The sequence below is a fragment of the Clostridium caldaquaticum genome, assembly GCF_023806125.1.
Taxonomy (GTDB): domain Bacteria; phylum Bacillota; class Clostridia; order Clostridiales; family Clostridiaceae; genus Clostridium_AT; species Clostridium_AT caldaquaticum.
Window position 1 is genome coordinate 42020 of record NZ_JAMSKT010000004.1, and the last position, 12886, is coordinate 54905.

9 protein-coding genes and 1 riboswitch are annotated in these 12886 nt (G+C 31.2%); of the genes, 1 reads left to right on the plus strand and 8 read right to left on the minus strand.

The window, feature by feature from the left end; all coding sequences use genetic code 11:
• Window positions 1-8: 8 nt before the first annotated feature.
• The 5 genes from purF to M2651_RS03445 all read right to left on the minus strand — a co-directional run bounded on the left by purF (window position 9) and on the right by M2651_RS03445 (window position 8224).
• Window positions 9-1412 (minus strand): amidophosphoribosyltransferase, encoded by a 1404-nt coding sequence (gene purF, locus M2651_RS03425; RefSeq protein ID WP_252130943.1) that lies wholly within the window; start codon window positions 1410-1412, stop codon window positions 9-11.
• A 33-nt stretch (window positions 1413-1445) separates the two neighbouring features.
• Window positions 1446-2159: a phosphoribosylaminoimidazolesuccinocarboxamide synthase gene (gene purC / locus M2651_RS03430; RefSeq protein ID WP_252130944.1), complete on the minus strand. Its 714-nt coding sequence runs from the start codon at window positions 2157-2159 to the stop codon at window positions 1446-1448.
• 15 nt (window positions 2160-2174) lie between these two features.
• Window positions 2175-5954, minus strand: a complete 3780-nt coding sequence (locus M2651_RS03435; RefSeq protein ID WP_252130945.1) for a phosphoribosylformylglycinamidine synthase — start codon at window positions 5952-5954, stop codon at window positions 2175-2177.
• Window positions 5955-6066: 112 nt separating this feature from the next.
• Window positions 6067-6168, minus strand: a riboswitch (purine riboswitch).
• Between the two features lie 253 nt (window positions 6169-6421).
• Window positions 6422-7330: a zinc ribbon domain-containing protein gene (locus M2651_RS03440; protein WP_252130946.1), complete on the minus strand. Its 909-nt coding sequence runs from the start codon at window positions 7328-7330 to the stop codon at window positions 6422-6424.
• A 15-nt stretch (window positions 7331-7345) separates the two neighbouring features.
• Window positions 7346-8224, minus strand: coding sequence for an N-acetylmuramoyl-L-alanine amidase family protein (locus tag M2651_RS03445; protein ID WP_252130947.1), 879 nt, complete (start codon window positions 8222-8224; stop codon window positions 7346-7348).
• Between the two features lie 139 nt (window positions 8225-8363).
• Here M2651_RS03445 and M2651_RS03450 point away from each other — a divergent pair, with 139 nt between their 5' ends.
• A complete protein-coding gene (locus tag M2651_RS03450; protein ID WP_252130948.1) occupies window positions 8364-9878 on the plus strand; it encodes a YARHG domain-containing protein in 1515 nt (504 codons plus the stop codon).
• A gap of 85 nt (window positions 9879-9963) precedes the next feature.
• Here M2651_RS03450 and M2651_RS03455 read toward each other — a convergent pair whose 3' ends face one another.
• From M2651_RS03455 to M2651_RS03465, 3 genes are read right to left on the minus strand one after another with little or no spacing between them, the layout of a single operon-like run.
• Entirely contained in the window at window positions 9964-10737 is a 774-nt protein-coding gene (locus M2651_RS03455; protein ID WP_252130949.1) for an ABC transporter ATP-binding protein, read from the minus strand.
• Between the two features lie 4 nt (window positions 10738-10741).
• Window positions 10742-11788 (minus strand): FecCD family ABC transporter permease, encoded by a 1047-nt coding sequence (locus tag M2651_RS03460; RefSeq protein ID WP_252130950.1) that lies wholly within the window; start codon window positions 11786-11788, stop codon window positions 10742-10744.
• Between the two features lie 10 nt (window positions 11789-11798).
• Entirely contained in the window at window positions 11799-12746 is a 948-nt protein-coding gene (locus tag M2651_RS03465; protein WP_252130951.1) for an ABC transporter substrate-binding protein, read from the minus strand.
• Window positions 12747-12886 lie beyond the last annotated feature (140 nt).

Here is a 12886-nt window from a genome sequence, read left to right on the forward strand (position 1 = left end):
TTAGGCCTTTAACCCTCCAAATGATTTTTAGCTGTTTCCATAGGAGCAGCTACTGGATATATACCATTAAAGCAGCCTAAACAAAATTTATTTGTGCCGCCTAAAGATTCAATCAAACCTTCCAAACTTAAATAAGCCAGGCTGTCTGCACATAGTTCATCCTTTATACTATCTACAGCAAGCTGTGCACCTATAAGTTCTTTTCTGTAAGGAGTATCAATACCAAAATAGCAAGGATACTTTACAACAGGGGAAGCTGCTCTAAAATGTACTTCTTTTGCTCCTGCTCTTTTAAGAGCTTCAACCAATCTTCTGCTTGTAGTTCCTCTTACTATGGAATCGTCAATAAGCACCACTCTTTTACCCTCAACATTTACCTTAAGAGGATTTAACTTTACTGAAACCGCCTTTTCTCTAAGTTCTTGGGAAGGGGTTATAAAAGTTCTTCCTACATATTTATTTTTTATAAAGCCAAGTTCATATGGTATGCCTGAAGCTTTAGAATATCCCATAGCAGCACCTATACCTGAATCTGGAACTCCTATTACAATATCAGCTTCAACAGGGCTTTCCTTAAAAAGCTGTTCTCCTGCCTTAACTCTTGCTTCATATACATTTATTCCATCTATAATGCTGTCAGGTCTTGCAAAATATATATACTCAAAAGCACAAACCTCATGTTTCGCTCTCTCACTAAAGTTTATAGACTTTAGTCCATCCTTATCTATAATAACTATTTCTCCTGGTCTTACATCTCTTACAAATTCTGCTCCAACAGCATCTAATGCACAGCTTTCAGAGCATAGAATAAAACTCTCATTTAATTTTCCAATGCAAAGTGGTCTTATTCCGTTTTGATCTCTTACACCAATAAGCTTATCTTCAGTTAAAATAACTACAGCATAGGAACCTTTAACAGCAGAAATTGCATCAACTACCGCTTTTTCTATTCCTCTGTTTGCTCCTCTTGCTATAAGGTTTAGAACAACTTCTGAGTCATTAGAGGTTTGAAATATGCAGCCGCCCTCCTCTAGAAGCTCTCTTATAATATCTGCATTTACTAAATTCCCATTATGTGCAATAGCAATTGTTCCAAGTTTGTATTTCCCTAATATAGGCTGTGCATTGTTAACATTGCTTGAACCAGTAGTTGAATATCTTACATGCCCTATAGCAGAATTTCCTGTTAGTGAACTTAAGGTATTTTCACGAAACACCTCTGAAACTAAGCCCATATTTTTATGACAATTAAGCTCCTTGCCATTTGAAACTGCTATTCCTGCACTTTCCTGTCCTCTGTGCTGAAGTGCATATATACCATAATAGGTTATTGTGGCTGCGTCTATAGGTTCATTTGAAAATATACCAAAAACTCCACATTCCTCTTTAAACTTATCATTTTCAAAATTCATATAACCATAACCCTCCAAAAACAGCTGTAAATTTTATGCTCCATTGCTTATTCTCTTTAATATTTCTACATAAGCCTCTTTAACATTTCCTAAATCTCTTCTAAATCTGTCTTTATCAAGCTTTTCGTTAGTATTTGCATCCCAGAACCTGCAAGTATCTGGTGATATTTCATCTGCAAGCACTATTTCTCCATCCTTAGTCTTTCCAAATTCTAATTTAAAATCTATAAGTCTTATGTTTTGCTTTATAAAAAAATCCTTTAGTATATTATTAATCTCTGCTGCCATACTGTATATAGTTCTAAGCTCATCAAAAGTAGCAGCACCAATAGCTACAGCATGATAATCATTTATAAGAGGATCTCCAAGAGAATCATCTTTATAGCTTAGCTCAAAAACTGTAGTATTAAGTTTAGAGCCTTCTTCAAGACCTAGTCTTTTTGCCATGCTTCCTGCAGCAACATTTCTTACTATAACTTCCAGCGGTATAATTTCTACCTTTCTGCAAAGCTGTTCTCTTTCGCTCAGCTTTTCTATAAAATGAGTTTTAACCTGACGGCTTTCAAGAAGCTCAAAAATTGCACAAGCAATAGTATTGTTTAAAACTCCCTTATCTTCTATCTGTCCTTTTTTCTCACCATTAAATGCAGTAGCATCATCTTTATAATATATGATTACTTTATCACTGTCTTCAGTTTTATATATTTTTTTAGCTTTACCTTCGTAAATCATATCTAATCTTTCCATAAAAACTTCTCTCCTTTATTTAAAGTAATTTACTCCCGCTTCAAATATTCTCTGATTCTTTTCACCTGCAATATTTTTAGCAATACCATATCCGACTCTTTCACTATGACCCATTTTTCCAAGTACTCTTCCATCTGGACTTGTAATGCCTTCCACTGCATAGAAGGAACCATTTGGATTATGCTTTATATCATAAGTGGCATTACCTTCAAAATCTACATATTGGGTAGCCACCTGTCCATTTGCAATTAGTCTTTTAATTTCTTCTTCACTGCATACAAATCTTCCTTCACCATGTGAAACAGGTATTGTATGAATATCTCCTAAGTTTACATTATTAAACCAAGGTGAAAGCTTTGAAGTAATTTTAGTTTGTACCATGCAGGAAACGTGTCTTCCTATGCTGTTATAGGTTAATGTAGGGCAATTTTCATCCAAAGCTCTTATTTCTCCATAAGGCACCAGACCAAGCTTAATAAGCGCCTGAAAACCGTTGCATATACCAAGCATCAGTCCGTCTCTATTATTTAAAAGGTTCATTACCGCAGTCTTTACTCTTTCATTTCTAAACACAGCTGCTATAAATTTTCCTGAACCATCTGGCTCATCTCCTGCGCTAAAACCTCCTGGAAGCATTACAATCTGTGAATTATTTATTTTTTTAACCATTTCTTCTATAGAGTTTTCTATATCACCAGCTGACAGGTTTTTAAATATCAGAGTTTCAACTGCCGCACCAGCTTTTTCAAAAACACGCTGTGAATCATATTCACAATTAGTTCCTGGAAAAACAGGAATGAATACTCTTGGCTTTGCAAGCTTTATAGTTGGAGTTTTAGTAATTTTATTATTGAAACTTATATTTTCTATATTCTCGTTAATCTTATCTGTCTTTGTTTTAAAAATACTCTCCAAAGTACTCTCATAGCTTTCAAAAGCTTCCTCAAGCAATATTTTTTCGTTGTTTATTTCTATAACATTATTTTCCTGAGTATATCCTAAAAGCTCATACCTAATATCTTCAAAAATTAAGTCTAGTTCTTCATCTTTTGACAATTCAACTATAAATGAACCGTAATCAGGCTTGAAGAAATTTTCAGCAGGCTGCATTTTAATAAATTTCATGCCTATCATATTGCCAAAACACATTTTGCTTACAGCTTCGCTAATTCCTCCGCCCTTTACTGAGCAGGCAGAAAGTATTTTCCCTTTCTTAATAAGTTCTGTTATTTTACTGAAGTTTCTCTTTAAAATATCAAACCTTGGAAGCTCCTGTTCATCTCTATCACAAGGTATTAAAACTACCTGACTGTTTGTACTTTTAAATTCTATAGATATAACATTATCAATATCAGTAGTTCCCACCGCAAAAGCTACTAAGGTTGGAGGAACATTTAAGTCCTTAAAACTTCCAGACATACTGTCCTTTCCTCCAATAGCTGCGATAGAAAGTTCTCTTTGAACATGCAGTGCTCCAAGCAGTGCTGCTAAAGGCTTACCCCATCTTACAGGATCTTTACCTAACTTTTCAAAATACTCTTGAAGGGATAATCTGATATTTTTATAATCTCCTCCCATAGCTACTAACTTGGCTGCTGCTTCTACTATTGAATAAACTGCTCCATGGAAAGGACTCCATTTTCCTATTTTAGGATTATAACCATAAGTCATTAAGGAAACTGTCTTGGTTTCTCCATTAATAACAGGTATTTTTGCTGCCATACCCTCACTAGGAGCAGCTTGATACTTTCCTCCAAAAGGCATAAGCACTGTGCCGGCTCCTATAGTACTGTCAAATCTCTCAACAAGACCTTTTTGTGAACATATATTCAAATCCTGCAAGTTAGAAAGCCATGCTTTCTTTATATCCATCAAATTTTCCTTAACTTTTAATGGAATGCTGTTAAAGTAATTCTCTTCAGCAGATGGTGCTGTAATAATAGCTTTTGTGCTTTGTCTAACTCCATTTGTATTTAAAAATTCTCTGCTTAAATTAACTATATATTTATCTCTCCAGCTCATTTTAAGCCTTTTATCATCTGTTACCTTTGCTACAACTGTAGCTTCCAGATTTTCTTCATGAGCTAAGCTTATAAGCTTAGATACATCTTTTTCATCTATTACAACAGCCATACGTTCTTGAGACTCTGAAATTGCAAGCTCTGTGCCATCTAAGCCTTCATATTTTTTTGGTACTAAATCCAGATTTATCTCTAAGCTCTCTGTAAGCTCACCAATTGCTACGGAAACTCCGCCTGCTCCAAAATCATTGCAGCGTTTTATCATTTTGCTCACTTCAGGATTTCTAAAAAGCCTCTGAATTTTTCTTTCTGTTACTGGATTTCCTTTTTGAACCTCTGCACCGCAATTTAAAATTGAAGTTTCATCATGCTCTTTGGAAGAACCTGTAGCGCCTCCGCAGCCGTCTCTTCCTGTTCTTCCCCCGATTAACACTACTACATCACTTGGTTTTGGCTCTTTTCTTACTACATTTTCCTTTAAAGCTGCAGCAATAACTGCTCCAAGCTCCATTCTCTTTGCAACAAAGCCTTCATCATAAACTTCAGCAACCTGCCCAGTAGCAAGCCCTATTTGATTTCCGTAAGAACTGTACCCCTGTGCTGCACCTAAAGTTATCTTTCTCTGAGGAAGCTTTCCTTGCAAAGTATCTTCTATGCTTGTTCTAGGATCTCCGCTGCCTGTAACACGCATTGCCTGATAAACGTAAGCTCTGCCGGATAAAGGATCTCTTATAGCTCCGCCTAAACATGTAGCAGCTCCTCCAAAAGGCTCTATTTCTGTAGGATGATTATGAGTTTCATTCTTAAACATCAAAAGCCATTTTTCATCCTTGCCATTTACATCCACATTAATTTCTATGCTGCAGGCATTTATTTCCTCTGATACATCTAAATCCTCTAAAAATCCTCTCTTTCTAAGCTCCTTCATGCCTATTACAGCAATGTCCATAAGACAGATTTCCTTATCCTTACCTTCATAAACATAGTCTCTTGCTTTTAAATATTCCTCATGAGCCTTTATAACAGGCTTTGAAAATTCACTTTCCTCTATGCTTACTTCTTCAATAGTTGTAAGGAAAGTAGTATGTCTGCAGTGATCTGACCAATAAGTATCTATAACCTTTATCTCAGTTAAAGTAGGATTTCTTTTTTCAGTATTTTTAAAATACTCTCTGCAAAACTTCAAATCTTCAAAGCTCATGGCTAAACCATATTCCTTTAAAAAGACTTCAAGCTGCTTCTCTGAATAATCTATAAAACCTTCTAAAACTGCAATATCTTTAGGTATATCCATTTCTTTATTTAGGGTAATCGACTTTTCAAGGCAGGCTTCTCTTGAATCTACAGGATTTATGCAGTATTTTTTTACTTTATCAAAGTCTTCTTCACTAATATCTCCTTGAAGTACTATCACCTTTGCTGTATTTACTGCAACTTCCTCTCCTTGTGTCAGAAGCTGAATGCATTGACAGGCTGAATCTGCTCTTTGATCGTATTGACCTGGCAGATATTCTATGGCAAAAATTTTACTGTTTTTTTCTATCGGAAATTGTTCTTCATAAACATTATCTACAGTTACTTCTGAGAAAATTAAATCTCTTGCTTTTTCATATTCATCTATAGAAATGCCGCTAATATCATATCTATTCAAAATTCTAAGTTTTTCAATTCCTCTTATGCCAAGATTATCTTTTAAATCGTAAAACAAACTATCTGCTTCTACATTAAAGCCAGCCTTTTTTTCAACAAATAATCTTACTACATTTTTACTCATGCTTAGCTCTCCTTTTTGCTTAATAAAAAACTCCACCTAAAGCCATAGGTAAGCCCAGGTGAAGTTTAAAGATGACAAATAATTCTCATTACAAAAATATAATGTGAATTAAGCACTCATTGGACTCACCCATAGACAGAAAATTTACGGTTTTCTCGTAGAAACTCCCGAACCATATTATCGGGATTATATGGATGGTTTTTATTCGGTTTTACTATATATCTATAATATCACTAGAAAATATAATATTCAATACATTTATGCGAATTTATTAAATATAGTTCGTATTTATTCAAACTTTTTAAGTAAAATAACAGTATAATATTCGTATAATTTCATTTATTAAAATTGTATGTGAAAATTCAATTTAATATTGCAAAAAATAAACATTCTTTTTAAATATTAAAACAGGTTGAAGCAGATATTTGCATTTTGCCCCAACCTGTTAAAAATTACATTAATTTATCTTAAAATATTAAATTCATTATTTGATTTAACATATTTTCCCTGACTAATTTTACTATATACTGATTAACAACCTTCCCTGTAACTATCATTATTACTAAAGATGTTACAAAAATCACTAAAGCAGTACTATGAAAAACTTTATCTTTGCTTACCTGAGAATATTCATGTATACCTTTATATAATGTTACTGTTGTTAAAGAGAAACTAACCGCAAGCATTGTATTAGAAAAACTTATACTTATAACTCCAATAATTAATTGTACTACAAAAGCTAATATAAATGGAATATAAGAAATACCTACTATAAATAAAATTGATTTAAAATTGATTTTTTTATTCAGCATAACTGTATTTATAACTAAAACCACAATAAAAGTAATTAACATTAATAAGAAAAATGACAAAGCAGAATATTTAAAAATATCTCCTTTATTAAGAAAAGTTTTTGCTTTAGCTGCAAAAGTCAAAAATTCTTTATCTGTCTGTATATCTATAACAGTTTCTGCTGCCTCCATAGAACTCATTATACCAAACTTAGCCATTTTCATAGGCAAATTCTTTATAAAACTTATAACTCCATTTACTAATTCTATTGAATATAATATACTTAACAATCCATAAATAATCGGAAACAATATAAACATAGCTATTGATGCATTAAATGTATCTTTTTCCTTAAACTCTTCGAAAATTGTAATAGGTTTTTTGATATATGTATTAAAAATATTTATAATACCATTATTGCTGTAAGTAACATCCTTTAAATTGTTAACAACATTTTGATAAGTTTCTTTTGATAAGTTTATATTAACAGGTATTTGGGGAGAAGTGTTATTAACAGGGTTACCACACATACCGCAAAACTTATCATTTTCATTTAGTTTTGTTCCACATTTTTGACAATACATTCAAAATTCCTCCTTTTATTTTTCATTATTAAAAATTTCTTCAATACCTTTAAATAAACCTAAAGCTATTTTTTGCTGATAATCATCTGAAGACAACAGCTTGTCCTCTTCAGTATTAGATAAAAAACCCATTTCAATAAGCACAACTGGCACTTTTGACCAATTAAAACCTGTTAAATCTGTCCTTGTTATCACCCCTCTACTTTTCATACCTGCTTCATCTATTAATTTTTTTAATATGGTTTCCCCATATTTTTTACTAATTTTATATATATCTTGAGCATACCCAACATTACCTGGAACCAGCATAGATGCTCCCTTAACAGATTTATCAGCAGATGAATCTGCATGAATTCTCATAACTAAATCTGCATTATTTTTATTACCTATTTCCGCTCTTTGTATATTCCCAATAGTCTCGGAATTTGATGTTCTAGTCATAATAACTTTATAGCCAGCATTATTTAAATATTCTTTAAGTTTCATTGATACACTCAAATTAATGCTGTATTCTGGTGTTTTAGTTACAATTCCAAAGGCACCTGAAACATTTTTAGCTTTCATTATTTTTGAACCAGGTGCAATAGGTTCTTTTTCTGACGTAATTTTTCCTCCATGTCCAGGATCAATAACTATAGTTATATTTTTTTCTTTTTTATTATCAATAACTTGTTTATTTTTATCATTGTTGTTTATACTGCTTTCATCTATATGTGTAACATTTTCTGTGTCTTTTTCATTTTCATTTGAATTTTTCTCTGTTTTTATTTGCTGTGTTTGTTCATTTAAAGAAACTGCAAAATTATTATTTACTGCTGAACTTTTATTTGAACAGCCGCAAATAAATATTATAAATAAAAACAGTGCTGAAAAAAATAAATATTTTTTTGCCAATATTTTCACCTCCACTGTATCATATCATAATTTGTTACATTTTTGTATATAAAATTTTAACACTTTATACACAATTATTAAATTTTTTTATATAATTTAATAGTAAACTCATAATTATAATATAAAAGGAGGCTTTAAAATGCTTTACTGCACTAATTGCGGAACAAAATTAAATGAAAATCAAAAATTTTGCACAATTTGCGGAACTCTCATACATAATTCAAAGGAAACTTTAAACAATAATTGTGCTGAATTAAAAGCTGAATTAAAAACTGAAAATAACAATGTTTTAAAAGAACCAATCAATACTGTAAAGGTAGACAATCCCAGTAATATTCATTTTAAAAAATGGCAGATAACTGCCTTAATTTCCACAATCGTTTTAATATCTTTAATTGGTATATTTTTTAAACAGATTAAAAGCAGTTATTATTTTTTTATGTATAAAATAGAGAAAAATGCAGAAAAAAAATTTGACTACGCCTGCGAATCCTTAGAAAACTGGCAGACAAATTTCACTATAAATGCTTTTAAAACAACCGCTTCAGATCTTATAAAACAAAATAACACCGAAATTGAAAATGAAATATTAAAATTTCAATACCTTATAAAACCTGAGGATTTAAAAGAGATAAATAAAAATCTTTATAACCAAAAGGCTTTAAATTCAGCACAAAATAATAATTTTGATGAGGCATTTTCAAGTCTAATCAAATTTAAGGAAAATGGAGGTAATGTGAAAGATAACGAAAAATATGAAGTAATAATGCTGAATATTATCTCTAAACTTACTAACACTAAAGTTTATAATACTAAAGAAGCTCTATATAACGAAGAAACCATTTATTTTGATAATCTTGATGAAGATTCTTTCGATGAGATTATTGAAGTAAAAGAACAAAATTCTGGTTTTTTCTATAACAAATATGCTATAAATCTTTACAAAGTTATAAATGATAAATATGAAAAAGTATATACCGAAACAACTGACGTGGCAGAAACACTGAACGATTGCGGAATTTATACATATGACAAAAATAAAAAAGGCTTTTTCTTTTGTTTAGGTTACGGAAAATACAATCATATTGGACAAGTTTTTAAAGTTAAAAATAATAGTCTTGTAAATTTAGGTACGGTAGATGCATTTTATCCTACTATAATAGAAGATATTGATAAAGATGAAATATATGAAATAAGTTCAACTATTATTGATGATCCTGATGGCATGTATTCTTACGCTGATGCACCTAAAATTACAACCTGGTATAAGTTTAAAGATGATGGAGCTAACAATCCTGTTGCAGTAAAAGAAGAAAAATATTCACCTGATGCTCCAACTGATTCATCTGCAATTAATAATGCCTCAGAAAATAAAGATTTTATATTACCTGACAGTGATAAAAAATATTTAACTGACGCTGAAATCAGTATTTTATCTTTAGATGATCTTAAAATTGCAAGAAATGAAATTTTTGCAAGACACGGATTTGTATTTAAAACTGATAAATATGTACAATACTTTGGCAGCAAAACCTGGTATACTCCTGATCCAAACTATAACGGCAGTGAGTCTTCACTAAATGAATACGAAAAAGCAAATTTGAAACTAATTCAAAAATGGGAAAATTCAAAACAAACAAGTCAAAGTAATTAACAACATCTTAAAGAAGCATACATAGAATTGTGTAAACACATCTATGTATGCTTCTTTTTAAAACACCTCTATAAGCATGAAAAATCTAAACTACAGGAATTACATAAGGACATTTACTAATGGGATTTTCAAATACTTCTACTGAAAGGTTATAAACATCTTTAATATTTTCTTTATTTATTACATCCCAAGGTTTTCCAAAAGCTTTTACCTGTCCTTTATTAATTAACACTATTTCATCGCTGAAAATTGATGCCAGATTTAGATCATGCAGCACAGCAATAATTACTTTGTTATTTTTTAAGCTCTTAAATATATTTAAAAATTCTATCTGATATTGTATATCTAAATGTGAAGTAGGTTCATCAAGCAAAATTATATCCGTTTCCTGACTTAAAGCTCTTGCAGCTATTACTCGTTGAACTTCCCCGCCGCTTAACTGTGTAATAAGTTTATCTTTTAACTGCCAAGTGTTTGTAAGTTTCATATATTTTTCTGCTGTTTTTTCATCGTCCATATTGAAATCTTCAAACCTTTTTTTATATGGACTCCTTCCCATCATTACTATATCTAAAACTGTAAATTCATAATCTATTGATATATCTTGAGGTATTACCGAAATCATCTTAGCCAGATTTTTATTATTAAAACTTATAATATCTTTTTTATCTATAAATATACTTTTATGTTTTGGTTGTATTATTTTAGATAAGTTTTTAATGAAAGTGGATTTACCTGAACCATTAGGTCCTATAACAGAATAAAATCTACCTTTATTAAAGTTTAAGTTTATATGTTTTAAGATTTCTTTTTCTTCGTAGGAAAAACTGAGATTTATTACATTTATATATTCGTTCAATTCACTATCCGCTCCTTTTTTTCATTTTTACAAGCAGATATATAAAATAAGGAGACCCGATTAACGCTGTTACTGCTCCTACAGGCAGCTCTGCTGGAGAAGCTATAGTTCTTGCTACAGTATCTGCTGACAGTAAAAATACAGCACCTATCAATGCTGAAAATGGAATTAAAATCTTATTATCAGGCCCAAATAAAATTCTAACTATATGAGGTACTATAAATCCAACAAAACCTATTATCCCTGAAAATGAAACGCAAACAGCCATTATCATAGACGAAACAATTACTATTATCTTTTTAAGTTTCTCTGTTTCTACACCTAATACTTTAGCGTTATTCTCACCAATGAGCATTAAATTAAAATCTCTATGAAAAAAATATATAATTACTATGCCAAAAATAACCACAGGAGCTGTAATGAAAATATTTTTCCAGCTTGAAGCATTAAAACTTCCCATCATCCAAAATACTATTTTATGAACCTCCTGCTGATTAAAAACCATTATTATTGAAATCATTGCTGATGCAAAAAAACTAACTGCACTTCCTGACAAAAGTAAATTAACAGTTGTTACCCTTCCTTTAACCTGTGCTATATAATAAACAAAAACAGCTGCAGCTACCGCACCTAAAAATGCACCTATAGTTACAGCACTTAAAGAGATAACTGTACTTTGAAGTTTTAAAACTATAGCAGTTGATGCACCTAAAGCCGCACCTGAAGATATTCCTAATACATACGGATCTGCCATAGGATTTTTAAATAAGGACTGAAAAGAAGCACCAACTACAGAAAGCCCCATTCCCACAAGACTGGACATAACTATTCTCGGCATCCTAACCTTAAATATTATGAGGAAATGTGTTTCAGGCACATTTCCTCCTATATATTTTCCTATTAATGGCACTGATTTTAATACTACAGTTAAAACATTATTGAAAGTCATATTTGCTGCTCCTATTGAAACAGCCCACACTGCCAATAAAACATAAATTACTGATAACAGTAAAAATACCATTTTTCTTTTCTTTATAACAATTTTATTCATCAGTTACACCTTATTTAAATAAGTCTGGATGAAGTATTTTTGCTAAAGCTTCAACTCCTTCAGCAAGTCTTGGTCCCTGTCTGTTTAAAAGATTATCATCAATTTCTATAACTTTATTATTTTTTACTGCTGATAATTCCTTATACCCTTCAGATGATATAAATTGATCCTTCATTCCAAAATTCTTTGATACAATTATGTATTCTGGATCTTTTTCTATTATTTTTTCAAGACTGTATGTCCATCCAGTACCGTCTTTTGCTATGTTATCTCCACCAGCCATAGCAATCATCTGAGCTATAAATGTATCTCCAGTAGCAGTATAATCTCCGCTTTTTCCGAAACCTACAACATAATAAACCTTTGGAGTTTCTTTTCCTTTTACTTTTTCCTTAACATCTTCAATTTTTTTCTTCATTGATGAAATTAATTCATTTGCTTTATCCTGAGCATTTACTATCTGTCCTAACGTATTTATTATATCATAAACTCCATTAAAATCATTAGAATCATATAATACAACTACTTTAATACCTATATCTTCCAATTTTTTAGCCACATCATCTTTAAAGTGCGTTGATGCAACCACTATATCCGGTTTTAATTCAATTATTTTTTCAACATTTGGTTCTGTCAATGATCCAATGCTTTGAACCTTTGCAGCTTCTTCTGGAAAATCGCAATAATCTGTTCTTCCAACAAGTTCATCACCTTTTCCTAAAGCATAAATTAATTCAGTAATACTTGGTGCAAGAGAAATAATTTTCTTTGGTTCTTTTTCAATAATAACTTCTTTTCCTTTTGAATCCTTAGCTGTATAAGGATATTTAGTTGCTAATGTTTCTTTCTGAGTCTTAGCTGAGCTTCCTTCCATATTACTTTTTTTACATGCTGCAAAAGTAAAAATCATTACTATTGCAATAACTGCTGTTATCAATTTTTTCATTGATTTTTTCATTTAATACTACCTCCCGTTATTTAAAATTTTATAAAATAAAAATGGCAATACGCTTTAAACGTAATGCCACTAGAATTAACTCACGACTAAAAATGACAGACTTATCCCATTAATATTAATAGTCATTGTTTACTCTAATA

Excerpts from the sequence above, each read along its gene's own strand:
- purF (WP_252130943.1), bottom strand. The coding sequence starts at position 1,412 with ATGAATTTTGAAAATGATAAGTTTAAAGAGGAATGTGGAGTTTTTGGT.
- purC (WP_252130944.1), bottom strand. The coding sequence starts at position 2,159 with ATGGAAAGATTAGATATGATTTACGAAGGTAAAGCTAAAAAAATATAT.
- M2651_RS03435 (WP_252130945.1), bottom strand. The coding sequence starts at position 5,954 with ATGAGTAAAAATGTAGTAAGATTATTTGTTGAAAAAAAGGCTGGCTTT.
- M2651_RS03440 (WP_252130946.1), bottom strand. The coding sequence starts at position 7,330 with ATGTATTGTCAAAAATGTGGAACAAAACTAAATGAAAATGATAAGTTT.
- M2651_RS03450 (WP_252130948.1), top strand. The coding sequence starts at position 8,364 with ATGCTTTACTGCACTAATTGCGGAACAAAATTAAATGAAAATCAAAAA.
- M2651_RS03460 (WP_252130950.1), bottom strand. The coding sequence starts at position 11,788 with ATGAATAAAATTGTTATAAAGAAAAGAAAAATGGTATTTTTACTGTTA.
- M2651_RS03465 (WP_252130951.1), bottom strand. The coding sequence starts at position 12,746 with ATGAAAAAATCAATGAAAAAATTGATAACAGCAGTTATTGCAATAGTA.